This window comes from Leeuwenhoekiella polynyae, assembly GCF_004104075.1.
Taxonomy (GTDB): Bacteria; Bacteroidota; Bacteroidia; order Flavobacteriales; family Flavobacteriaceae; genus Leeuwenhoekiella; species Leeuwenhoekiella polynyae.
The window spans coordinates 1-25696 of the sequence record NZ_QOVK01000019.1; the positions used below are offsets into that span (position 1 = coordinate 1).

General features: G+C 39.4%; 16 protein-coding genes and 2 pseudogenes. 7 read left to right on the forward strand and 11 right to left on the reverse strand.

Annotation, left to right across the window (positions count from 1 at the left end; genetic code table 11):
* Window positions 1–458: 458 nt before the first annotated feature.
* Window positions 459–1622, reverse strand: coding sequence for a serine hydrolase domain-containing protein (locus DSM02_RS15790; RefSeq protein ID WP_128766527.1), 1164 nt, complete (start codon window positions 1620–1622; stop codon window positions 459–461).
* Between the two features lie 321 nt (window positions 1623–1943).
* On the opposite strand from DSM02_RS15790, the gene DSM02_RS15795 reads away from it, so the two are divergent.
* On the forward strand, window positions 1944–2423 hold the full coding sequence (locus tag DSM02_RS15795) for an ankyrin repeat domain-containing protein (protein WP_128766528.1): 480 nt from the start codon (window positions 1944–1946) through the stop codon (window positions 2421–2423).
* A complete protein-coding gene (locus tag DSM02_RS15800; protein WP_128766529.1) occupies window positions 2410–2994 on the forward strand; it encodes a hypothetical protein in 585 nt (194 codons plus the stop codon). Before DSM02_RS15795 ends, DSM02_RS15800 begins: the two co-directional genes overlap by 14 nt.
* Here the strand turns inward: DSM02_RS15800 and DSM02_RS15805 are convergent.
* The 3 genes from DSM02_RS15805 to DSM02_RS15815 are packed head-to-tail and all read right to left on the reverse strand — an operon-like array spanning window position 2987 to window position 6018.
* A complete protein-coding gene (locus DSM02_RS15805; RefSeq protein ID WP_128766530.1) occupies window positions 2987–3652 on the reverse strand; it encodes a 3'-5' exonuclease in 666 nt (221 codons plus the stop codon). The two genes, DSM02_RS15800 and DSM02_RS15805, sit on opposite strands and share 8 nt — an antisense overlap.
* 2 nt (window positions 3653–3654) lie before the next feature.
* Entirely contained in the window at window positions 3655–5559 is a 1905-nt protein-coding gene (locus tag DSM02_RS15810) for a DUF294 nucleotidyltransferase-like domain-containing protein (RefSeq protein WP_128766531.1), read from the reverse strand.
* A gap of 9 nt (window positions 5560–5568) precedes the next feature.
* Window positions 5569–6018, reverse strand: coding sequence for a nucleoside deaminase (locus DSM02_RS15815; protein WP_128766584.1), 450 nt, complete (start codon window positions 6016–6018; stop codon window positions 5569–5571).
* A 102-nt stretch (window positions 6019–6120) separates the two neighbouring features.
* Between DSM02_RS15815 and dxs the strand changes: the two genes are divergently transcribed.
* A complete protein-coding gene (gene dxs, locus DSM02_RS15820) occupies window positions 6121–7887 on the forward strand; it encodes a 1-deoxy-D-xylulose-5-phosphate synthase (protein WP_128766532.1) in 1767 nt (588 codons plus the stop codon).
* 80 nt (window positions 7888–7967) lie between these two features.
* Here the strand turns inward: dxs and DSM02_RS15825 are convergent, their stop codons facing one another.
* Window positions 7968–9299: a deoxyguanosinetriphosphate triphosphohydrolase gene (locus DSM02_RS15825; RefSeq protein ID WP_164918329.1), complete on the reverse strand. Its 1332-nt coding sequence runs from the start codon at window positions 9297–9299 to the stop codon at window positions 7968–7970.
* A gap of 186 nt (window positions 9300–9485) precedes the next feature.
* Here DSM02_RS15825 and DSM02_RS15830 point away from each other — a divergent pair, with 186 nt between their 5' ends.
* The 3 genes and pseudogenes from DSM02_RS15830 (at window position 9486) to DSM02_RS15840 (ending at window position 14127) form a co-directional block, all read left to right on the forward strand.
* A complete protein-coding gene (locus DSM02_RS15830) occupies window positions 9486–12272 on the forward strand; it encodes a TonB-dependent receptor (protein ID WP_128766534.1) in 2787 nt (928 codons plus the stop codon).
* Window positions 12273–12310: 38 nt separating this feature from the next.
* The gene (locus tag DSM02_RS15835) at window positions 12311–13519 is read left to right on the forward strand and encodes a multidrug transporter (RefSeq protein WP_128766535.1); all 1209 of its coding nucleotides are present in this window, start codon (window positions 12311–12313) and stop codon (window positions 13517–13519) included.
* A 187-nt stretch (window positions 13520–13706) separates the two neighbouring features.
* Window positions 13707–14127, forward strand: a pseudogene (locus tag DSM02_RS15840) (helix-turn-helix transcriptional regulator).
* An 815-nt stretch (window positions 14128–14942) separates the two neighbouring features.
* Here the strand turns inward: DSM02_RS15840 and DSM02_RS15845 are convergent.
* Window positions 14943–15224 (reverse strand): annotated as a pseudogene (locus DSM02_RS15845) (amino acid--tRNA ligase-related protein); the annotation flags it as partial.
* Between the two features lie 279 nt (window positions 15225–15503).
* On the opposite strand from DSM02_RS15845, the gene DSM02_RS15850 reads away from it, so the two are divergent.
* A complete protein-coding gene (locus DSM02_RS15850; protein ID WP_128766536.1) occupies window positions 15504–16838 on the forward strand; it encodes a thrombospondin type 3 repeat-containing protein in 1335 nt (444 codons plus the stop codon).
* An 85-nt stretch (window positions 16839–16923) separates the two neighbouring features.
* Here the strand turns inward: DSM02_RS15850 and aspS are convergent, their stop codons facing one another.
* The 5 genes from aspS to DSM02_RS15875 all read right to left on the reverse strand — a co-directional run bounded on the left by aspS (window position 16924) and on the right by DSM02_RS15875 (window position 25584).
* On the reverse strand, window positions 16924–18675 hold the full coding sequence (aspS, locus tag DSM02_RS15855) for an aspartate--tRNA ligase (protein ID WP_128766537.1): 1752 nt from the start codon (window positions 18673–18675) through the stop codon (window positions 16924–16926).
* A 218-nt stretch (window positions 18676–18893) separates the two neighbouring features.
* Complete coding sequence (locus DSM02_RS15860) at window positions 18894–22400, reverse strand: efflux RND transporter permease subunit (RefSeq protein WP_128766538.1); 3507 nt, start codon at window positions 22398–22400, stop codon at window positions 18894–18896.
* Between the two features lies 1 nt (window position 22401).
* Window positions 22402–23580 carry an efflux RND transporter periplasmic adaptor subunit gene (locus DSM02_RS15865; RefSeq protein ID WP_128766539.1) on the reverse strand — a complete coding sequence of 393 codons (1179 nt, stop codon included), beginning with the start codon at window positions 23578–23580 and terminating at the stop codon, window positions 22402–22404.
* A gap of 19 nt (window positions 23581–23599) precedes the next feature.
* On the reverse strand, window positions 23600–24979 hold the full coding sequence (locus DSM02_RS15870) for a TolC family protein (RefSeq protein ID WP_128766540.1): 1380 nt from the start codon (window positions 24977–24979) through the stop codon (window positions 23600–23602).
* Complete coding sequence (locus tag DSM02_RS15875) at window positions 24979–25584, reverse strand: TetR/AcrR family transcriptional regulator (protein ID WP_164918328.1); 606 nt, start codon at window positions 25582–25584, stop codon at window positions 24979–24981. The genes DSM02_RS15870 and DSM02_RS15875 overlap by 1 nt, the downstream gene beginning before the upstream one ends.
* Between the last annotated feature and the right edge of the window lie 112 nt (window positions 25585–25696).

The following is a 25696-nucleotide window of genomic DNA, read 5'->3' on the forward strand; positions in this document are numbered from 1 at the left end:
CGAGTAACATTAATTTTATATATAATTGCAGTATCTTTTAAAGTGGCACTGTTTGACCGAAACAGCTGGCACCATTACTCCGAAATAGCCACGTCAGTACCGGCCTATCATGAGGTTCTCGTAAAATTTGCAGGGAGCGGAACGTAGCAGGCGGTTCTGTTTGAGGGTGGTGTGCCGCCCGAGTTAAGCGCATGCAGTGCAGTGAGCAATAAATTTAGAGAAGCTCATGTAAGCCTAGATTTTTTTGGTTCGTTTTTTCATCGATGGAAAAAATGAACAGAACATTAATTGAAAATAAAATCATGCTATTCTAAAGAGAAAAATCTTTAAGCTTAAGATTCAACCCACACCCAATACAATTCCCAATATGCATTGGCACCGGCAGCGCGAGGACGGTGGTTAAAAACCTCTTTCTTCTATTATCTCTTGTCTTACTTCTAAGATCTACTGTCTTCAGATCACTTCACCCCATAAACCAACTCTAAAAACGCCTCAATTTGACCGGGCTCTAACCAGCGTAAAACAAGTACCAAGTCGTTCTCTTGATCAATAACAATAAAATTTCCGCCAAAGCCTGCAGCATAATACAAATGTTCCGGTAGGTTCTCCCAATGTCGGGGTCCGGGTTGATTCAGCCACCACATATATCCGTAATTGGGATTTGGTGCAGACGGTTGTTGCACCGCGTTGACCCAATTTTCGGATAGCAAGCGTTTGCCGTTCCAAATACCGTTATTGAGAAACAGCAATCCAAAACGCGCCATGTCTTCTGCACTGATAAACATCCCGCCGCCGGAGTGACCACCACCTGTTACGGACTGCATGTGTAGTCCGTCTATAGTCGTCCAAGCTTGGTCATAACCAAACCACCGCCATGTGGTAGAAGCGCCTATGGGGTCCATAATCTGTTCTTTTAAAACCTGAGGAAGCGGTTTGCGCCAGGTTTGTGTAAGTGCATAGGCAAGAACGTTGACCCGCACATCGTTGTATTCAAAGAAAGTTCCGGGCTCTTGCAGTTCGCGGTTTTTCCAGGCGTCAATATTACCTTCGCGTGGCGGGCGATCTGCCCAGTCCTTACCGCCCCAGAGTTGGCCACTCCAGTCAGAATTCTGTTCCAGTAGGTGTTTCCAGGTTATTTTGCTGTTGTGGTCTCCTTCAAAAGTTCCGTCCCAGATGGTACGACTAACGGGATCATTCACATCAGGGATGATGCCTGCAGCTACCGCAAGACCTGCGGTCGTAGAGAGGAAGCTTTTGGTAACACTAAAGGTTATATCCACCCGTTGGGTATCTCCCCAGCTGGTCACGAGATAGCCGTTTTTAAGAATCATTCCGGCAGGACCGCCACGTTTTTTTGTCGGTCCCAGAATTTCGTGATAAGGTTCGCGTTCAAAGCCTTTTAGAATGGCCTGTCTCAAATCACGGGATCCTGAATATTCATGCGCTAATGCAAAATCAACAGCTTTTTGTAAAGACTCTTCAGAAAAGGCGTTGTCAGTTTTGGTAGGCGTTTCCCACCGGGCTCCAAATGCAGGGAAATAAACTTCCTGAGCAGCCACTTCAAAAGAAAGCCAGCTGCAACACCAAATAACGGAAAGAAGCAGTAACCGGAAATAGTTCATACAATAGGTTTAGTAGTAAAAATAAAAAGCTAATAGTTTCTGTTGATGTATAAATCTAATCTTTTAATCATTTTCTAACAAAATCAGAAGAATCTATAGCTAACTTTGATAGGTAGGGAAGCAATCATTCTATGATCGATACTAAATTAGCAGTTGGTGATTGTATCCAAGAGCTTAAAGAACTAGTAGGACTATTAGTGCTTAAGTAACGTAACTGGATAAGCTTCGAGAAGACTTAATCGATGAAAATTAATCACGGCGTGGTGAAATATTGTGAATTTACCACGTATTTTTTTGAAAAAAATATATTATTTTAACAATATGAAACAGGATTCTTTATTTAATGCGATACGTTCTGAAGATACAACCACGATTAAAGAATTATTGTCTGAAAACCCTCAACTCATCAATACTAAAGATCAACGCGGGTCAACCCCTTTGCTTTTATCGAGCTATTATGGGTTTATTGACGTAAGTGAACTTATTATAGACAGTGGTGCCGATATAAATGCTAAGGATGCATCCGGAAACACCGCATTGATGGGAGTTTGCTTTAAGGGATATGTTGAGGTGGCCAGACTTTTGATCAATAAAGGAGCAGATGTGAATGTGCAAAATTTTAATGGTGCGACTGCGCTTATTTATGCAGCTACCTTTAATCAAAAAGAACTGGTAGAATTGTTGCTTGAAAAAGGAGCAGATCCTTTGCTTAAAGATTCCAGAGATCTTATTGCAGAAGATCACGCCCGGATGCAGGGGCTCTCTCAAATAGAAAATATTTTAAAGCATGCTACACCCTGAAGTAGTAGAAGAATTGTATTCGGTAAGATTTAGAAACAGTGGTTTTAAGCGAACTCCTGTGCTGTATGCTGCTGCTGAGAAAAGTTTCAAACGATTTCTTATCAATACAATTGGTCAGAATGTATTTGTGATGACTACGGCATTGGGTCTTGATGTCTATTACAAAAGCACCCGCAATCATACCGATTTTATCAAAAACAACCTGTGGCTTTTTAAAGATAATCTTTCGTCAGAGCACGCTGAACTTCAGGTTGAAGAGCAAGAAGGCGAGGCGGTGTTGCATTATCTCAATACGGTTATTGATACCTTGATCCATCATCCGCAGTTATTCTTATCTTGCTGTAAAAAGTTTTTACAGCATTATAAAGATTCAAACACGAAAACCCGAATGATAGAGCTTTTGTATGCTACTTTTGAATCCCACTTACAAAAGCTGATCACAGACGAGAAAACTCCCTATGCAGCCAAGATTAAAAAATTATTGCTTGAGTCTCAGCTTTATCAGTATACATTGATCGATAATTTTACAAGTCTTTCTAAACAATCTACTAGCGCGATTCGTTTCAATTAAGAAGGATATTCTTCAATTTTAATTTCTTGTTTCCCTTCAGTCGGGATAGAATTTTTAAAAATGCTAAAGCAGTAATGTAGGCATCTCCCATTGCTTTATGCCGGTCAGTACGCGAAATATTGAGTTCTTCACACAAATCGTCCAGCGTGTATACTTTATCTGGATTTGTGATGTTTACCAGATGAACCGTGCGTTTGTAAAGGACGCCGGTATCTGTAAATTTATTCTTTAGTTTAGGTGCTCCTAGCCGCTTGAGGGCATAATTGATAATGCCTACATCAAAACCCACGTGATGGCCTACTAAAATATCGGTACCTATAAATTTTAAAAACGCTTTTACAGCTTCTTCTTCAGTTACCTTCTTGTATTTTCTGTTTTCTCTTAAGATTCCGTGTATAGCAGCGGCTTCTTCGCTAAACATATCTTGTTTCACATAGAGTTCAAAACTACTGGCAAGATTGATCTGGTTGCCGGTCAACGCTAATGCACCAATGCTCAACATCCGGTCTTCCCGGGCATTGGTCCCTGTGGTTTCGGTATCAAAGATTATAAACCGCGCGGTATCAAAGTCTGCGGTATTTGTCTTCGAAAATTGTGCAGCATATGCTTTATAGAATTCTGGCGGATCTTGCTTTTTGCTGAAAAAGGGGATGTACATAATTACTTGAGATTATAGCGAAGCGTGAGCAACTCCTGGATATCATGAATGGATTTGAAACAGCGCTTCAATTTGAGTTTTTCGGCTTTGCTTAAGGTTGCGAGTTCTATAAACCTCCCGGAATCATCATGCAGAATCCCTTGTTTGGTTCTGAATTTCAGTAAGGCTTTAAAGGCATAGGAGCAGTTCTCGTAGATCTCTTTATTATTAGCTTCGAGTTCGGCAAGGCGCTCAAACCGACCTGCGGTATTGTTGATGTTGCGTAACTTGTGGTTGAGGCTCAAGACACGGGCGGCATCAATTAACGGCATCAACGCACGGGCTTTTACATCAAAAAAGTCTTTGTGATCCCCGCTTTCCTCAACTAAGAACTGCCTAAAAAACCCAAGCGGAGACGGACTGCGGATGGCATCTTTTGCCATTACCCGGTAAAACATGGGGTTTTTATCTAAGGTAAGTAGAATGTTGTCTGACAGGTTGGTTACCAGTTGGGTATCACCAAATACATAACTGTAATCAAAGAAAATAGCAGATAGCAATTGGGTTTCCGGGGAAGGATCTGTAATCCAGATATCGTATTGTTTTTTCCATTCGGAGAGCGACTGGCACCATCTGGGATTGCTCGCCATCATATCTGCCGGGCAATAGGCATAGCCCACTTTATGCATCGCACGCGTGGCGATACGGGCTAACTTGATGAAATAGGCTTGGGTGGCTTCGTATTCTTCTTCCGGTACGTTATCAAAAACGATTGCATTATCTTGATCGGTAAACAATAACTGTTCTTTTCGCCCCTGACTTCCCAACGCCAACCAGGCGAATTTACACGGAGGCGGGGTTTCCATCTTCTTGAGAGAAAGCTCTAAAGCGCGTACTGCAATCGCATAATTGATCTCGTTAAGAATATTGAGAATTTGCGATAACGGAAGGTTTTGATCTAAATACTTTTTTAGTAATCGGGATACCTTCAAGCGTACATCACGCAATCTTTTAGTACGTTTTGCGAGCTTTACTTCTTTTAACAGTACGACCGGGTTATTTGCAAAAGAAACCATGATGTCGTGTTCGGTGATCAAACCGAGTAGTTTAGAATCTGGCGTTCCATCTTCGGTGATACACAGGTGATTGACTTCATTTTTAAGCATGATCAATTGTGCCTGCGCAACGGTAGGATCTTTCTGAAAACAGCGTACCGGAGTACTCATAATTTTGGTTACAGGATCTGTAATGCTGTGTGCTCCTGTAGCGATACGGTCCCGGAAGTCTCGGTTTGTAATGATACCTACGGGCTTTTCAGCGTCAATTACTACGATCGAACCCACATTGCGGTGGCTCATCTTTTTTGCAGCAACTTGTATTGTCGTATCTGGACTACACGTGAGAATGTTTTTAGAATAGCGTGCTTTTTGAAGATCAAAAATCTCACTATTACGCTCCACCGAATATTCCGTAAACAATTTACCGCTTTCTTCCAGCGAGTAGGGGTCGCTCACATTAGAAGCAAAGGTGGCGATGAGAAAATTACTCACCTCTTTATGCTCTAATGCGATGGGTAAAAACAGGTCTATGGGAATTCCATAGAGAATGGACTCTTCATTTGCAGAAGCAGAAAGTTCGTAGTCTTCTTTTGTGATCAACGGGCGCAGTCCAAAAAGGTCTCCTTCATCACAGATATCTGCAATCTTAGGTTCGTTATCTACGGTTCTAAACAAGCGAACTGCACCATCTTTTACCACATAGAACATGGTATGATTGGTGTCTTTTTCTTTAAAAATGGGTTTGTCTTTCTCAAAATAAAGCACCTGAACCTGTCCGGCTATCTGTAACAAGCTATCCGGTTCTAAAAACTGAAAAGGAGGGTACCGTTTTAAAAAATCGGCAACACGTTCTGCGATGGTGTTTTTCATACGAAGGTTTTAATTCAGGTTACGGCGTTGTATAAAAAAGCGTTTCAGTAAAGCACTGGCATCCGCTTCCAGAATACCGCTTGTGACCTGGGTTTTAGGGTGCAGTTGGGTTCCCAGATTTTTGTACCCTCTATTGGGGTCAGCTGCTGCATATACCATGCGTGAAAGCTGACTCCAATACAAAGCCCCTCCACACATTTGACAAGGTTCTAGCGTGACATACAAGGTGCAATCTTTTAGGTATTTCCCGCCTAAATAATTAGCCGCCGCCGTGATGGCTTGCATTTCTGCGTGCGCCGTTACATCATTAAGGCGTTCCGTAAGGTTGTGCGCACGGGCTATTATGGTATTGTTGACGGTGATAACAGCTCCCACGGGGATTTCTCCCAGATCAAAAGCGGTCTCCGCTTCCAGCAGTGCTTTTTTCATAAAATACGCATCATCAAAGGGTTCTATCAGAGCCATAGTCTTGCTTTTAAGTGATGAAGATAAAAAGTTTTTTGCAGTATCATTTTTAAAAGACCAACTTATTATTTCTGTAAGTTCGGCTACCTTTGTTTTATGAGTTATCCGCTTTTAGAAACGATAGATGATCCGGCTGATTTACGTGAACTTTCTGTTGAACAGTTGAGCGTAATCGCTGTAGAATTGCGTCGTTTTATCATTGATATTGTGGCAACTAAAGAAGGACATCTGGGTGCCAGTCTGGGAGTTGTTGAGCTTACGCTGGCTTTGCATTATGCTTTTAGTACTCCCGATGATAAATTGATCTGGGATGTGGGGCATCAGGCATACGGCCATAAAATCATTACCGGAAGGCGGGATAATTTTGAGACCAACCGCGAGTTTAACGGTTTGAGTGGTTTCCCCAAAATGCAGGAAAGTGTATACGATGCTTTTGGTACCGGGCACTCGAGTACTTCAATCTCTGCAGCGCTGGGTATGGCGATTGCTTCAAAAATTCAAGGGAATACAGCACGCCATCACATCGCTGTAATAGGAGACGCTTCTATTGCCAGCGGGATGGCTTTTGAGGCTTTGAATCACGCGGGGGATAGTGATGCGAATTTGCTGGTGATTCTTAATGATAATGCTATTGGGATCGACCCCAGTGTGGGGGCACTTAAGAATTACCTCACGAATGTAAAAACGGGCAGTCAGCGACAAGAGAATATATTTGAGGCTTTGAACTTTAATTATTTTGGTCCTGTAGACGGGCACGATCTGGAGAAGTTGCTTGAGATCTTCAAGACGCTTAAAAAAATAAAGGGGCCTAAGTTTTTGCATGTAATTACTACAAAAGGAAAAGGGCTTAAGCAAGCCGAAGCTGATCAGGTTGTGTACCATGCCCCTGGAAAGTTTGATGCCCTAACAGGGGAGTTGAAACCTAAGAATACCCATCCGCAGCCACCCAAGTATCAGGATGTTTTTGGTTTGACGTTAGTTGAACTGGCAAAAAAGAACAAGCAAATTATTGGGATTACTCCGGCAATGCCAACGGGTAGTTCTTTAAAATATATGATGCAGCAATTTCCAGAGCGTGCTTTTGATGTGGGGATTGCAGAGCAACACGCAGTGACCTTATCAGCCGGGATAGCCGCCTCAGGAGGTGTTGTGTTTTGCGCAATCTATTCTACGTTTTTGCAACGCGCTTACGATCAATTGATTCACGATGTGGCTTTGCAAAAGCTTCCGGTTATTTTCTGTGTGGATCGGGCGGGATTAGTAGGTGCCGATGGTGCAACGCATCATGGCGTCTTTGATCTGGCGTATTTACGCTGTATTCCCAATCTTATAATTTTCGCTCCGCGGAATGAAGCAAGCTTACGGAATATTATGTATACGGCGCAATTGGGTCTCGAGTCACCCATTGCAATTCGGTATCCCAGAGGGCGCGGATTGGAATTGGACTGGCAGAATCCTTTTGAGCAACTGGAACTCGGAAAAGCTGAGCACTTGATTAAAGGCTCTCAACTCGCCATTTTAGCTACCGGTAATTTTACTGAAACAGCCCTGCAACTTGCAGCGGTATTTAAGGGGAACGTCTCTGTGTATTATTTTGGTTTTGTAAAGCCGCTAGATTTTGTGATGCTCAAGCGGGTTTTTAAAAAGTATAACACAATCATAACCTTAGAAGACGGGGTACAATCCGGTGGTTTTGGGAGCGCTATTGCCGAAGAAGCTGCACGTCAAAGCTATACAGGCAAGTTGGAAATCTTCGGAATACCTGATCAGTTTATAGAACAGGGTACCACGGAAGAATTGCAACAGGCTTTAGGTCTGGATTTTGAAAGTTTAAAAGAAAATATTCAGTCGCTTCTGGATTAGTTATTCGATAATCGAGCTTTACATGCTCAGAGACTTGTCTCGAAGTCAAAAACTGTTTTCTTTAAATGCCCCAAGGTAATTTACTTAATGTCCAATCCTTTTATTTTTTTGTAATTGCGTAAGGCTTTACCGTCTGTCATTGTTGATACTTCGGCACAAATCTGAATGAGGTTTTCATACAACGTATTTTCAGATTTATTTACCGGAGCCAGAAGCTGCTGAATGAGTTGGTTGTAATGCGTGTCTGTATTGTCTAGTGCCTTGCAACGTGCTTCAAGAAGTGTGGATAAGATTTCATATCCGGCGATTTCCTTTTCGATCACTTCGCGGCTGTTGTAGATGCGGTCGATGCTGAGGTTGATGATATCGGTGATTTGTGCCTGGTAACTGCTTTTGTCTATTAAAGACTGATTGAAGGTGCCGGCGAGAATCTCTTCTTCATACTTCATAAAGGTCTCCACGCTTTCAGTAATCAGGGTGCCTATCGCAAGTGCGCGTAAGTAGCTCACTCGATCTGAAGTTTCCTGCAAGGCATTGTATTTGTTACGGTCTATGGTGTTGCCAACGAGTTTTACCATATACTCCAACGCATACTCTTCAGGGATAAGTCCCAGGTTTATACCGTCTTCAAAATCAATAATGGTGTAGCAAATATCATCTGCCGCTTCAACGAGATAAGCAAGCGGGTGGCGTGACCAACTTAAATCATCGGTCTCGCTTCTGTTCAACAAGCCCAGTTCTTGAGCAACATCAGCAAAAAGCTCTTTTTCAGACTGAAAGAAGCCGTATTTTTTATCTGCAATATGATCTGTGGGTTTGTACGGAAGCGACTCTTTTGGATATTTCATAAAAGCACCCAGAGTTGCATACGAAAGTCTCAAGCCACCCTGAGCTCCCGGTTTGCTTTGGGAGAGTACTTTAAAGCCATTAGCATTACCTTCAAACTTGATCAGGTCCTGATATTCTTTTTCGGTTAAGCGGTCTTGATAACGTTTACCATAACCCGATTTGAAAAACTCCCCAATCGCCTTCTCTCCCGAATGCCCAAAAGGTGGGTTACCGATATCGTGAGCCAGCGCCGCAGCGGCAACAATAGCTCCAAAATCATTAAAGCGATAGCCGTAAACCTGTTCCAGATGCGGGTATTTTTCAAGGAGTTGTTTGCCCACCATTCTACCTAGTGAACGTCCCACAACCGAAACTTCCATACTGTGTGTTAAGCGTGTATGAACAAAATCTGTTTTAGAAAGTGGGATGACTTGCGTTTTATCCTGGAGGCTTCTAAAGGGCGTAGAAAATATAATCCGGTCATAATCTACTTCAAATCCAAGACGGGTGTCGTCCTGTTCTATACGCAGTCTTTTTGCGGTGTCTCCCTGTCTCTTTAGCGAGAGCAAATGTTCCCAGTTCATCATAATAGGCAATTTTCGGCAAGATACAGTATTGCCAAATTTTAATCTAATGATTTAGCGTTGGCTCTCAAATCGCTTAACATTAAGGTAACCATGATGTAACCCTGGCATTACGAATTCATAACATTGGATTAACCACCCAGCAGTTCTTTCGCGACATCTTTGCAGCACAAAATAAAACAAGTAATGAGACAATTTTATCTGTTATTAATAGGTATTATATTTTCAACATCAGTCTGGGCGCAAGGGACAGGGAGTGTTGTTGGAGTTTTAAGTGATAAAGAGGTTAACAATGAACCATTACCTTTTGCTACTGTTCAAATAAAAAATACAACCAAAGGAACCACCACTGATTTTGATGGATTGTATGAAATTGCCAATGTTGAAGCAGGAACTTATACCTTGGTTTTTAGTTTTGTAGGATATGAAACGGTTGAAATTCCAAATGTAGTTGTAGAAGCTGGTAAAGTGACCACCGTTAATACAGGCCTTGGTGCTACCGCTGCAGCTCTTGATGAGGTGGTAATCACCACAACAGTCTCAAGAGAATCTGAAGTTGCACTATTATTAGAGCAAAAGAAAGCAGTAAGCATTCAACAAAGTATAGGTGCTGATGAACTGGCTCGAAAAGGGGTAAGTGATGCAGCAGCAGCAATTGCAAAGATCTCTGGAGTTTCTAAACAATCTGGGGGTACAGGTAATGTATATGTGCGTGGTTTAGGGGACCGTTATTTAAATACGACCTATAACGGGTTAACGCTTCCTTCAAATGATATTGAAAAGAAGAATATGGATCTTGATTTATTTCCTTCTGATATCATACAGAACGTTGCGGTAAGTAAAGCATACTCTACAAAATTCTACGGAGATTTTGCTGCAAGTAATATCGACGTTATTTCAAAAGACTATAAAGGAAAAGGATTTTTAGATATTCAACTAGGGTCAAGTATCAATAGTAGAGCAATAGGTAAAAACTTTGTTAGAAGTGAAGGTACAGGTTATTTTGGTTTCTATAACAGATATGATAATAACCCATTCGCAGTAATTCTTTCGCACCCTGTTGATCCGGTTAATGGGGGTGAGCCTATTAATATTAACGGATCTATATCTGGTGGAAAATCTTTTGAAATGGGTGAAGGAGGTAGATTGAGCCTTTTTGCTACAGCTTCTTTTGCAAATGATTATGAATACAGAAGAGGTTCTGCTGCAGATTTTACAACCGTAGAAAAGCAAGTGTATGATGATGTAGAAGAGTTTGAATATTCTACAACAACAACAGCGATGCTTAATGCTATTTACAGCTTAAGTTCTGGTCATAAAATTACCTTTAACTCTTTATTCTTGAATAGTTCATCTGATGAGGTAGGAAACTTCGGGATTGATGGTAATGGTAGAAATAGAGATGCTATTTTAAATACAGACAAAGGCTTTTTTACTAAGAATATTCAGTTTAATCAAGATATGATCTTTGTAAATCAATTGTCTGGCCTACATACTTTTGATGATAAATTAGAACTAACCTGGGGTGTAGGTTATAATAAGGTGTTTTCTAATCAACCAGACCGTAAACGTTTTGCTTTAGAAAATTACGATCGTGCTTTAGATAACGATCCTGACACCAATCCTTCTTTCTACAACAACACAAACTTTGATAATCAACGGTATTTTCAGAGTATTGAAGACGAAGAGCTTAATAGTCGTTTAAATCTTGAATATACTGTTTCAGATAATTTCAAATTAAATTTTGGTTATAACGGTAGATCTAAAGAGCGTTTCTTTAAAAACATCAGGTATGGTTATGATTTAATAGAACCAAACACTCCGGTTACTGATATTAATAATTTAGATAGTGTGTTTAATGTACCTAACCTAGGTAGTGTTTATGACACGTTTGTTTTTAGATCAATTGCTCCTGAATTAGGAATTGACAACCGTAATTTTCCAGGTCTTGATGAAAACAAGTATACTGGTAATCTAGATATTCACGCAGGTTATGTTAATGCTGAAATTACAACAGGAAAATGGCTATTTGTACCTGGCTTTAGAGTAGAGTCATTCAATCAATCAATTTCTTATGACGTTATTAACCTTCCTCCTGATGCTTCAGGATATGCTGAAAGTTATGAGAATTTCTATTTACCTAGTTTAAACGTACGGTATGCGCTTAATGATGACTCTAACTTAAGATTCTCTTTTTCAAAAACAGTCTCTTTCCCAGAATTTAAAGAGGTAGCACCATTTGTTTATGAAGATGTTACGAAGCGTGTGGGTGGTAATCCAGATTTATTAAATGACCCGGCAGTATCTGATGTTTATAATCTAGACCTTAAGTATGAGTGGTTTTTTGGTAAATCAGAATTGTTATCTATAGCTGGTTTTGCAAAAGAAATTAGAAATCCTGTAAACCTTGTTATTGCCAATGACGCAACAGGAACCAGACGTTATTTTAGAACTGGTGAGAAAGCAAATGTTTATGGTATAGAAGTAGAAGTTCGTAAGAACCTTGTGCAGGATGCTAATGATAATGCTGTTGTTTCTGCTGGTGTAAACGGTACGTATATGCACACTAAGCAAGATCTTAGAAGTTCAAACGGTTTGTTTTCTTCAACACTAGATCGTGATGATGAGCTTCAAGGAGCATCTCCATTTCTTATTAATGCAGACATTAGCTACAGTCCTACGTCATTTGAAAATTACAGACCTGTAGCCAATTTAGTGTACTCTTATTTTGCAGATCGTATCGATGCTTTAGGTTCTGGTCAATTAGGAAACATAGTAGAGAAAGGATACGGCACACTTGATTTTGTATGGCGTAATGAAATAGGAGAAAACTGGGAAGTAAATGCTAGCGCAAAAAACTTACTTGATCCAGACATTGAATACGTAAGAGAAGGTACTTCTTTTGGAGATTATACTACATCAATATACCGCAGAGGAATCAACGCAGGTATCAGTGTGAAATACAAATTTTAATAAAAACGATAGACAATTAATTAAATACTTTAAATGCAATGAAGACAAATTATTTACTTACTGGCTTAACCGCAGCGGCACTTATTTTTGCCTCTTGTGAAGCTGATGATACTGCAGAGATTGTAATTAACAATACAGACAATAGTGTTACAAACAATAATGGTGGTTCAACCCCTGAAGAGCCTAGTACCGGTGAAGCGATTGATTTAGAGGGTACCAAGACTAGTGATTTAACGCTCGATATCAATAATACATATACCTTAACCGGACCTCTGGTAATGGCTCCTAATACAAAATTGACTATTCCTGCCGGTATGACTATAAAAGCAGCGAGTGGAGCAAACGTTTATATAGCGATCTCACAGGATGCTGTGATTGACGCGCAAGGTACTGCTACACGTCCTATTGTACTTACTTCTGCTTCTACTTCTCCTGCGGCTGGTGACTGGGGTGGTCTTATCTTATTAGGACGTGCACCTATAAACTCTACTGCTGGTGGTTCTGCAACTTCAACTTCAGAAATTGGGGGTCTTCCTTACGGGGGTAGCGATGTATCAGATTTCTCAGGAGTTATTCGTTACGTGCGTGTTGAGTACTCTGGAGGAGCAGCTGATGGTCAATCTGAAAACAATGGTTTTTCTTTTTACGGTGTAGGTAATGGTACTACGGTAGACCACATCCAAGCATTTGAAGGTAAAGATGACGGGGTTGAGTTTTTTGGTGGTACTGTTAACGCAAGCTATGTTTCTGTGGTAAATGCTCAGGATGATTCTGTAGACTGGACTGAAGGGTATTCTGGTACCTTGTCAAATGTTTATATCAAGCATGGTGTGTCGCACGATAAAGCTATTGAAGCTGATGGATTCAATACAGATATAGGAAATAACTCTAACCCACTTTATTTCTCTGCTCCAACGGTTAACAATCTTTTAATCATTGGTCAAGGTAATACTACAGATACAGAAGCTGTACGTTTAAGAGCAGGTACTCAAGGTGAATTTAACAATGTTATCATTCAAGGGTATGAGGAAGCTTTTGATTTAGATGGTGATTCTGGAGATAGTCCAACAGGGCAAGGTGTTGTAGACGGATTATTATTTGTAGACACTGTAAACTTTGAAGACATTTCTGTGAAAATGAAAAATGATACAGGTTTTACTTTTACTGAAAATGATTTCATTACTAATGAAGGTGATGCTACCGGTACTGATTATGATACTTGGAAAGCAGGATGGACTGTTGAATAAATTTATTTGAATTAGCTATAGACGAAAGGTCCGGACATTGTTCGGACCTTTTTTATTTAGCTATTTTTTTGTTCAACATTATAACTAAACCGATAAGACTATTCAAGGAACAGGCTATGCGAAGGCTTTATTTAAATGTAAGCGTGATCTTATTGTATTAGTTTAGAGCGTTACTAAAACCAATCCTATAGGACGTAAAATCGCGCGTATCAGAGAGCTTCGAGGTGAAGCAAGAAACCCTGGCGGAAGAATTAGGTATTAGCCAGCAAAGTGTGTCCCACATCGAAAAGAGTGAAACCTTAGAAAATAAAAAATTAGAAGAGGTAGCGAAAGTCCTTGGTGTTACTTCGGAAACTATTAAAAATTTTTCAGAGGAAAATGGCATCAATTATTTTAATGATAATAGTGCTTCTCAAGGTAATAGCTTCAATCAAGGTATGTATGCAACATTCAATCCTTTAGACAAACTTGTTGAAGCTTACGAAGAAAATAAGAAATTATATGAGCGACTTGTTCAAGCGGAGCGAGATAAGCTGTCTTATTTAGAAGGATTGATTAAAAAGAACTGGATTTCTTTAAAGTTTAAGAGCCTCTTGGACAGATTTTAGCAATTAGCTCTATTGTTAATAAAATCTTAATTTTATACGTTTTTAAAGTGGTTTTCATACACTCTTCATACACTATCCTAGGCTTTGCTATGCCTTTGCTTGGGAGTTGCCCTACTTTAGGGTTGAATTTTGATTGCTGCGAATGATTTCACAGCGAATTCAAACAGAGACTACACTGGGCACACTTCTCTACGGTTTCTGTGGTACATTGGGTTTTGATAAGGTGTACTAGTGGAGTTGTGATTTAGCCTGAGTTAGAAACTCCATACTTTAAAAAGAAGGCTAACTTTTTCCAGGTAAAAGCATAATGATACCACACTGATACCACAGTGCAACCACACTCCAACCACACTTTACCACAAAATCTGTGGGTGAATATAGTTGGAATGTGGACTGACTTTTGGGTTACCTATATGTATTCCTGTCTTATCTATAATGTTTGTATGGAATTATAGGGATTGTTGAATAGCTTAGGATTAGGAGGATTAGGAGGATTAGAGGAGTGAAAAATGCCACATCTATTCTGTACAGATTAACTCCAATTTTTGCTTAAACACAACAATTATCCCTAATAACTTGACGTAGCATAAAAAAATAGGCTGTCTTAAACTTAAGAAAGCCTCTTTTTTATTGGCACCGCCAAAGGGTTTACTATTCTAAGGCTTGCCTTGAAGAAATTGAAAATTCGTTTCCAAGCAATGTTTCATGGGCCTGCCTTTGTCGGCAGACCGGCTTGCCCTGAGGTAGTTTACTTTAAATAGTTGAGATCTTATATGTATATAATTCTCTAAGCCTTAAAACACTTTGATGTGCACTTACAAGGTGATTTTTAGATTCAATTCTTTCAATTGCTCCTCATCAATTTTTGCCGGAGCGTCGATCATCACATCGCGCCCTGCATTGTTTTTAGGGAAGGCGATGAAGTCGCGTATCGTTTCTTGTCCGCCGAGAATAGCAACCAACCTGTCTAATCCAAAGGCCAAACCTCCGTGTGGCGGAGCGCCGTATTGAAAAGCATCCATCAGGAAGCCAAACTGCGCCTGAGCCTCTTCTTTGGTAAAGCCTAAATAGTCAAACATTTTAGACTGGGTTTCCTTCCAGGTATTGAAATTAAACAACCGATATTCCATTAACTTTTATCTACTTATTAGAAAACATACAATATTGGTGAAAATTAGGAACTATTTGTGAAGTTAAGGAGACTTTATTGTTACAACAAATCTTTGGCTCTGATATTGTTTCTTGGAGGTGAGTCAAAGTAATACTCGCCGGTTTCAATTCGTCTTTGTTAATTTTGTAGAAATGATTTATTGATGCACAATTAATATTAGGATTTTTTTTTAGTCATATTTTAGTTCTCATTTAAAAATAAAAATATGAGAATTTTTACGCTTTTCTTTATTATGTTTTTTTCTATCTATACTTATTCTCAGGATTTAAAATATCATAAACTTTTAGATTTAGGTTCTGATCTAGAAAACGCGACACACTATTATTGTACAGGTTCTGATCTAGGAACTTTGAGGACTAATCTTAATGGAGTAAAATTAGAAGTGGGTAAAGTATACTTGGCAGATTTGGGGTACGGCCTCACTTATTATAAAGTTATATTAGCTTGGGATGATAATAATGATTCTGGTGATGAAGTTTTTAGTCCAGGAACAATAACACAAGTTAATTTATCTTGCTCAAGCCTATCTTGGAAGTATCATAAACTAATACGTTTAGGATCAATAACTTCAGCTAAAAGTAAAATATGCTCAGGTAACATTACGGGTTTACAATTTAAGGTAAATATATATATTGAAGAGCCTTTGATTAAGAATAAGGTTTACCGATTGGATATTGGGGATGGTGTGGTTCAATATTATTATGTGGATTTACGGAGTTATACAAAAGGGGATCCAGATTATGAAGTTTTTAGTTCTAGCTTTAACAATAGCCCTATTTCTATTTCTTGCGACACCGATGGAGATGGTGTCCCTGACTCGCAAGATAATTGCCCTAACCAAGCTGGACCAAGTAGTAATAATGGTTGTCCTTTGCCCTCAACTTACGATTTAAAATTTGATACAAATAAAACTGAGGTATATGTACCCAATAAAGGCTATATTAAATTGGATAATCTTACTTCAAATGATTATTTCGAAATCGGCAACAGTTCAGGTATTTATTTAAGAAATATTACAGTTAAAAATGTTGGAGGGCAAATATCTCCTAACACTTCAATCAATCTTTATTTATCAACTGATGATGAACTTAATCGAGAGTTAGATCCAAGATTACCTGAAAATGCAATCACTTTATATAATATTCAGCCTGGAGCATCAAGAACCGTTTCAAACATTCAAGATATTCAAGCTGTAGATATACCTTCCAATGTTCCTTTGAACAACTATTATTTGTTCTTGAGTATTGATCTAGTATATAATGATGAAAACTTTAGCGATAATACAATTTCAATCAATAATGTTCAGTTCACTTCATATAGATCACCACGGTTAGAAAAGTCCCTTGTACAAGGTGAGGGATTTGCCGATACAGTTGAGTTTAAGGTCGAGACTATACATATATTTGATTTTTCAGGTAATTTGATAGAAGAGAAAAAGCTTTATTCTGAATCAGACAGAAAAAGTTTAATCGAAAATCTTCCAAGTGGTATGTATATTTTTAAACATGAAGACGGATCCTCAGAGAAGATCGCTAAATAAAGAATAGTCGTCTTAATATTTCAATAAAATCAAAAGCTGATATGTTCTAGCAGCTTTTGATTTTTTATTAGTATAAGTGATTTACTTATATTGTTACCTTCAAATTTAATTCTTCTAATTGAGCTGCATCAATTGTTGCAGGGGCATCGATCATTACATCACGGCCGGCATTGTTTTTAGGGAATGCAATAAAGTCGCGTATGGTTTCTTGACCACCCAGAATGGCTACCAGTCTGTCTAAACCAAACGCTAAACCACCGTGAGGTGGTGCACCGTATTGAAAAGCGTCCATCAAGAAGCCAAACTGTGCTTGTGCTTCTTCTTTAGAAAAGCCGAGGTAGTCAAACATTTTAGACTGGGTTTCTTTATCGTGAATCCGTATAGACCCACCGCCAATTTCGTTTCCATTTAAAACAAGGTCGTAAGCATTTGCTTTTACGTCACCGGGATTGGTGTTCAGCAATTCCATTTGGCCGGGCTTGGGAGAGGTGAAGGGATGGTGCATCGCGTGATAGCGTTCAGTCTCTTCGTCCCATTCTAAGAGTGGAAAATCTACCACCCAAAGCGGAGCAAACTCATCTGATTTACGTAAACCCAATCTGGTAGCCAGTTCCATTCGTAGCGCGCTCAATTGCGTACGGGTTTTATAGGTTTCACCAGCCATGATTAAGATGAGGTCTCCCGGTTTAGATTGTGTAGCTTCTGCGAAATGTTTTAAGTATTCTTCGTCAAAAAACTTATTAACCGATGAACTTAAGCTTCCATCACTATTGTATTTAACCCAGATTAACCCGGTAGCACCTATTTGTGGTCGTTTGACCCAGTTGATGAGTTCGTCAATTTGCTTACGCGAATAATCGGCACAACCTTCAACGTTTATGGCATTGACTAATTCGGCATTGTCAAAGACCCCAAAGCCGAAGTCAGTTCCCCCTTTGGGGGTTAGGGGGCAAAACTCCATCCCAAAACGAATGTCCGGCTTATCGTTACCGTATTTTGCCATCGCCTCATCATAAGTCATTCTCGGGAAGTTTTCGATCTCAAAACCTACGACCTCTTTTAAAAGATGCTTGGTTAAGCCTTCAAAAATATTCAGGATATCTTCTTGTTCTACAAAGGCCATCTCACAGTCAATCTGTGTGAATTCCGGCTGGCGGTCTGCCCGTAGGTCTTCGTCTCTAAAGCATTTTACAATCTGAAAATACTTATCCATACCACCTACCATAAGCAATTGTTTAAAGGTTTGTGGTGACTGCGGAAGGGCGTAGAATTGCCCTTCATTCATACGGCTGGGCACGACAAAATCGCGCGCACCTTCCGGAGTAGATTTGATCAAATAGGGCGTTTCAACCTCTATAAAGCCTTGTTCAGATAAGTAATTACGCACGGCGATACTCACTTTGTGTCTAAAGATGAGTTTCTCTTTTACCGGATTGCGACGGATGTCGAGATAGCGGTATTTCATCCGTAAATCTTCTCCGCCATCAGTTGTATCTTCAATCGTAAATGGGGGTGTTTTTGCTTCGTTTAAAACTTCTAATTTTTCAACCAAAAGTTCAACATCGCCCGTAGCCATCTTCGCATTTTTAGACTCACGCTCAATCACTTTACCCGTTACCTGAATCACAAACTCACGACCTAAGGTTTTAGCGAGATCCATCACGTCTTTAGGGGTACGCTCCTCGTCAAAAATAAGTTGGGTGATGCCGTAGCGATCGCGTAAATCCAGCCAGATCATAAAGCCTTTATCACGGGATTTTTGTACCCATCCGGCAAGCGTTACCGTTTCATTTATATGTTCGGCGCGTAAAGCTCCGTTATTGTGCGTTCTGTACATGCTTGATTATTTGAGGTGCAAATTTAAGAAGTTAAAGCAAGTCAAAGCCTATTGTTTTTAGGTTTATTTTTCTTGAACGTTGAGATTTGAATTTTCTACCTAAAATTGTTGATTGATCTTGTATAAAGTCATTAAATCTATAGCTCTGAATCCTGCTGAAAACAAAAAAGCAGAAGCCATAGAGCTCCTGCTTTTTCAAATCTAACTAAAACTTAAAATTAATTTTCACTCGTATTATTATTAGCCGCTTCAAGCTTTGCTTGTTGCTTTTTCTCTTCACGTGCTTTTTTCTTATCGTTGAATCTAACTTTCGCTCGGTTTGTTAAGTAGAACATCACCGGTACAATTACTAAAGTCAGGAAGGTTGCGAAAACCAAACCAAAAATAACCGTCCACGCCAGTGGCCCCCAGAAGATCACGTTATCTCCACCAATATAGATTCCGGGATCATAATCTGTAAATAGACCAAAGAAATCAATGTTAAGACCTACCGCGAGCGGAATCAAACCCAGTACGGTTGTGATTGCGGTAAGTAATACCGGTCTTAAACGCGATTTACCACCGGCAACCGTAAGTTTAAAGTATTCTTCACGAGTTAATAAATCGTCTTCTTCATAACCCAATTCTTCTTTTTTACGATCGATGAGAATCTGGGTGTAATCGATCAATACGATGGCGTTATTCACAACAATACCTGCGAGTGAAATAATACCCATCATTGTCATCAGGATTACAAAGTCCATATTAAAAATGATCAGACCTAAGAATACCCCTACTAAACTCAATATAACTGCCATCAAGATGATAATCGGTTTTGAAAGGGAGTTAAACTGAGCTACCAGGATTAATAAAATTGAGCCCATCGCGATACCTAAAGCCATCAATAAGAAGCTCATGTTGTCAGCTTGTTCTTCTTGCTCACCCGTAAAACTGAATGAAGTACCGGTAGGTAAATCATAACCCGAAAGCTCTTGCTTGAGCTGGTTTACAATTTCAGTAGCATTATACCCTTGTAATACGTTAGAATACAACGTGATTACCCGCTTGAGGTCTTTACGTTTTATTGCGCTAAAAGCAGAAGTAGCTTTAGTGTCAACTAATGCAGAGATCGGAACCTGTATGATTTCACCTTGATTGTTTCTAAAGGTTACCGGCTGATTGAACAACGCATTCTCATCATAACGGTATTCTTTATTAAAACGCACATTGATTTCATAATCATCATCCCCTTCCTTATAGGTTGAAGCTTCTTCCCCATAAACAGAACGTCTTAATGTTTGGCCAATAGCTACTGTGGAAATACCTAATTGCCCTGCTTTCTCACGGTTAACCGTAACGCCTAATTCTGCTTTAGAGCGGTTTATATCAAGCTTCAATTCTTCGATACCGCCAATGCCCAGATCTTCTATATAGGAGCGCATATTTTCTGCAGCTATAAGCATTTCTTCATAGTCTTCACCGCTGATTTCGATATTTACAGGGTATCCTACCGGAGGTCCTGCAGCATCTTTCTCAACCGTTACGGATGCACCCGGGAAGCCTTTAACAGCATCGCGCACTTCAGATAAAACGGTACTACTCTTGACACCACGGCGCAATTTAAAATCACGCATAGAGAGTGTAACTTTACCTTTATGTGGCATTTCGTTACTCTGGCCACCATCGGTTTGTGGGTTACCGGCACCTTGACCTACCTGAGAAATAGCAGATTCAACCATATAGTTGTACCCGTCTTTATCCTCATATTTTTTGATAGCTTCAAAAATGCGTTCTTCAACTTTTTTGGTAAGCTCATTTGTTTTTTCTATAGCTGTTCCTTCAGGATATTCTATATACGTAATGATCTGATTCGGTTCGTTTTCGGGGAAAAACAACACATTAGGTTGAACTAACCCGATAAGAATAAAAGATAGGATCAACATCGCAAAAGTTCCGAAGAAAAACACGTAAGCTTTCTTTCCGCGAAGCGCATATTTTAAGAAGCGCTCATAAAGATTCTCAAGGTCTCTAAGGGATTTAAACTGAAAGTAGCGCACAGCACCGGCAAGGAAGTACTTGTATGCCCAAAGCAAAATAGCAGCTAATAGCATCAGATTTCCTATTCCACGGAAACCACCAGAGTCCATAACAAAACCGGCAATCAATAAAATAACTCCTACACCTGCTAAAACCAGGCTGTAGCGTACCAGCTTTTTCTTAGTAAGTTCTTCTTCTTCTAATTTCATAAAGCGAGAAGTCAACATCGAGTTGATAATCAAGGCTACAAAAAGCGACGAACTCAATACAATAGAAAGAGTGATGGGGAAGTAAATCATAAACTTACCTATAGTTCCCGGCCATAACCCTAAGGGGAAAAACGCTGCAAGTGTAGTTGCCGTAGAAGCGATAATAGGCCAGGCAATCTCACCAACACCCTGTTTTGCAGCTTTGATACGCGACATTCCCTGATCCATCAAGGAGTATACGTTTTCTACCACCACAATACCGTTATCCACCAGCATACCCAGTCCCATAACCAGACCAAAAAGCACCATGGTATTTAATGTAAAGCCTAATGCCGAAAGGATGGTAAGTGACATAAACATAGAAAGCGGAATCGCAAAACCTACAAACAATGCGTTTCTAAAACCTAAGAAAAACATCAGAACCACTACCACGAGGATCACACCAAAAATGATGTTGTTTACCAGATCATCAACCTGGTTTTCAGTTTTGATAGACTGATCATTTGTAAGACTTATGTGCAAAGACTCCGGGTAATAGGTATCACTTTCTTCTGCTACGATTTTTTTGATAGACTCTACAGCCTCGATCATATTCTTACCGGCACGCTTTTTAACATCAAGCATAACAACCGGTTGACCGTATTCACGAGCAAAAGTGGTTGCATCTTTTTCTTTAAAGCGAACGGTAGCAATATCTTTTAAGAAAATGTTTCCGCCATCGCGCTTAACCACAATGTTGTTAAGCTCTCTGGGATTTTTAATTTCTCCCAGAACCCTAATGTTTTTACGCAGTCCGTCTGAAATTACGTTACCCGCAGAGATAGTATTGTTTTCTGATCTAATTGCATTTAAAATATTATCAAAGCTTACTTTAGAAGCGGTCATTTTATAAATGTCAACAGCTACTTCAACTTCCTGATCTTCTGCGCCACGAATGGTTGCTTCTTTAATCTGCGGAAGCAATTCGATCTTATCCTGAAGATGCTCTGCATAATCCTTTAATTGCTGCACCTGAAAATCTCCCGTAAGATTGATGTTTAAAATAGGCTGCTCTTCAGAAATATTGAGATCAAATATATTAGGTTCTACCTTGGCGCCGTTGTCTAAGGTAGGCCAGGTAGTCTCTGCTTTTACAAGGTCAACTTTATCTTTAACCTTGGTTTTGGCAACGTTTACATCAACATCTTCTTCAAATTCGACGATGATGATACTGTAATCCTGCAGGGTAGTAGAGGTTATTTCTTTTACACCGGCAATATCATTAAACTCTTCTTCAAGCGGTTCTGTGATGAATTTTTCTACATCTTCTGCGGCGTTACCCGGGTTTACAGAACTCACATAAATCTTGGTTTCTATAATCTCAGGGAACGCTTCTCGAGGCATACTGTAATAGGCAGCAAGACCGCTCAATAAGATGATTGCGGTAATAACATATACCGTCATCTTATTGTCTATTGCCCAGGATGATATACCAAATTCTTTATAGGTGTTTTTTGCCATCTTACTGGTTGTTTGAAGATTTGTCTTTTAGTTCTACATGCTGGCCATCTCTCAACGAGCGTACACCCTCTATTATAAGTTGGTCACCGGGCTCAAGACCAGATGTGATTTCTACATATTGATCATCACTGTAGCCTTCTTCTATCTGAACCTGTTTAGCAACAGCAGTACCATCTGCCTGCTCATCAAATACATAAGTGATGCTGTTACCCATTGCATTTTGCTGAATTACATTTTCTGGGATGACTATGGCACTTTCTACAGAATAGTCATTAACCATAACCGTCGCAATCAGGTTGGGCTTTACCGCATTATCAGGATTTGGTATTGAAATTTTCACATCAAATGTTCGGTTATCTGGGCTCACAAAGTTTCCTACCTGTCTGATCTTTCCGTCGTAGGTTTTGCCTATTGAAGCCAGTCTGATTTTTACTTCGGTACCTTCTTCAACTTTACCTAAAAAAGATTCCGGAATTGAAGCTTCCACATACATATCGCTAAGATTTACCAGACGTAAAACACCGGTCTGCCCCGCATTTACAACCTGTCCCTGATCTGCTAAGGTGTTGTCAACAACTCCAGCAAACGGAGCAGTAATTACTGTTTTAGAAACTCTAGAGCGCAATTGATCTGTTGCGGCTTGCATAGCATCATAATTAGATTTTGCTTCTAAATAGCTGATTTCTGAACCTATTTGTTGATCCCAAAGTCTTTTTTGACGTTCGTAGGTCGTTTTTGCTAAAGAAGCTTGTGCCTCTTGGCGTGCCAATTCACTACTCAAGCCACCATCGTCTATACGTGCTAAACGTTGTCCTTTAGAAACGCGTTGTCCTTCTTTTACATACACTTGTGTGAGTACACCGGTATATTCAGCGTATAAAATGATGTTTTGGTCTGTATTCACATTACCCTGAACTTCAAAATAATGTTTGAACAATGTGTCTTTAAGCGTTGTGGTTGTAACCAGCGCAGCTTTCTTTTTAACGTCTTGTTTCTCAATAGCTGTATTAAGCGAGTCAATATTAGCTTTCAACTCATTTTGTTGAGCAAGTAATTCGGTCTTTTTTGCGCGCATCGCACTCAAATCTCCTTTTTCAATAATTGCATCAACAGATTCTTCTTTGCCTCCACAGGAAACAAGTAACAGTGTTAAAAATGCTAGGGTGAATATATTTTTCATAGATATAAGGTGTCTGAGGTTAGTCTTCTTTTGGTTCGTAAATAGTAGTGTCTAAAACTTTTTCTAATGCTGCTTTATTGGCAATAACATCGTACATAGCTTGTAAATAATCTTGCTGTGCCTGATAGAGTTGAGATTGTGCTTCGCTTAGTTCAAAGCTACTGGCAATGCCTTCAAAAAATTTAATAGAGTTTTTGTTTTCTATACGTTCTGCAAGTGCAAGATTTTTTTCTTGGGTAGCATAATTATCCAATGCAAATTGGTAGTCATTACGAGCTGTTGCAATCTGAAGTTTGACTTGATTGCGGGTTTGTTCCAGATCTTCGAGACTTTGCTTGTAAGCCAATTCTTTTTGAGCGGTTTTAGCTGCACGCATCCCGCTGCTAAAAATGGGTACGCTAAGTGATACGCCTAGAACAGATTGCTCAAAATAACGTTGTTCCTCACTTAGAAACGTAAACTCATTACTCGCTCCTGAAGCTCCATAATTTACATAAGCACTCAAGCGGGGAAGCGCTTTACTTTTCTCAAGCTTAACTTCGGTCTCTGCCAAATTGGTTTGATCCTGAGCAATACGAAAATCAATATTTTTTTCAGCTTGTATGTCTTGCGTAAGTAGGTTAAGGTCATAATACTGCATCGTTACATCTTCTAAATTATCAGTAACTTCAAGTTTACTGTCTATAGGTATTCCTAAAGTAAGTTTGAGCATATCGTATGCGATTGCCAGTTGACGTACTGTATTATTAAGCTGAGTCTCTAGGCCTAAGGCTGTGATTTGTAATTGCTCTACATCTTCTTCTTCACCAAGACCATTTTCAAAAATCTTACGGGTATCGTTTAGATTTTTATTTATGGTTTTTAAGTTCTTCTGAAAAATTGAAATGCTTTCTTGAGCAAGTAGAACATTACCATAAGCTTCAATTACACTTTGTTTAACCTCGAGATCTGTTTTTACTTTAGCATTTTCAGAAATCTGTAAAAGTGTTTTTGCAGACTGAACGCCTACGATATAGGAGCCGTCAAATATCAATTGGTTCCAGGTAGCTGTTGCAGAGGCACTTTGTTTAGGGCTAAACTGCACCGGAGTAAAAGTGCCGGGTTGAGCGTCTGGATCAAAAAATTGAGCAGGTATAAAAGAGGTTGGCTGTATCAACTGATTTTGATAGGTGATTTCACCAGAGATTTGAGGCAATCCCTGAGCGATGATTTCCCATTTCTGTTTTAAAGCAATCTCCACGTCTGTTTGAGCATTTTTTGCAGTATAACTGTTTTCAAGGCCATAAGTAATAGCTTCTTGTAAACTGAGTGCATAAGATTGTACCTCTGTTGAATCCTGAGCTTTTGCTGGGAAATATAGACCCAGAGCACAAGTAAAAAGGAGGAGTGATTTTCGCATTAGTCTTGATTTGAATGAATTAAATGATTGAGAATTTTTCGTCCTTCCGGGGTTACAATTCCACGTAAATGATATTCCAGATACATTTCATATAAACCCGCATGAGGAAATTTTTCAGTTGGAAAAATTGTTTGGTCTTTAATATTGGTAATTCCTATTTGATACATGCGGGAAATAAATTCTACATCCAGATTTTCTCTAAATAGACCCTGTTCAATTCCACGCGTGATATTACGTTCCATACACCCACGCATAAATTCATATTGTTTGCTGCGTAATTCTTCAAAAATTTTAGGGTAATATTTGATGAGCTGCTGTATAGAAGAGGTTTTTTCTCCCTGAAGGTGCTGTATGACGTATTTTTTAATCTCATAGAGCTCCTCAATAGGATTCATATGTTCTGTTAATAAATTTTGTACGCCACATTGAACATTGTTTAGTAATTCATAACCTACGGCATGTACTAACTCTATTTTATGAGCATAATTTGCATAAATCGTCTTTTTAGATATCCCCATATGTGTGGCGATATCATCCATAGTAACGCTTTTAAATCCTTGATTTAAAAATAATTGCGATGCATTTTTTAAAATTTCAGTCTTCATAATCGAGCGCAAATATATAACGGAAACTTTAAAAACTTAATAAGTTTCCAAAGTTTTTTATTTATTTAATGATGAGGTAACAATATGGTATTCGTGCAGCTTCATAAGACTT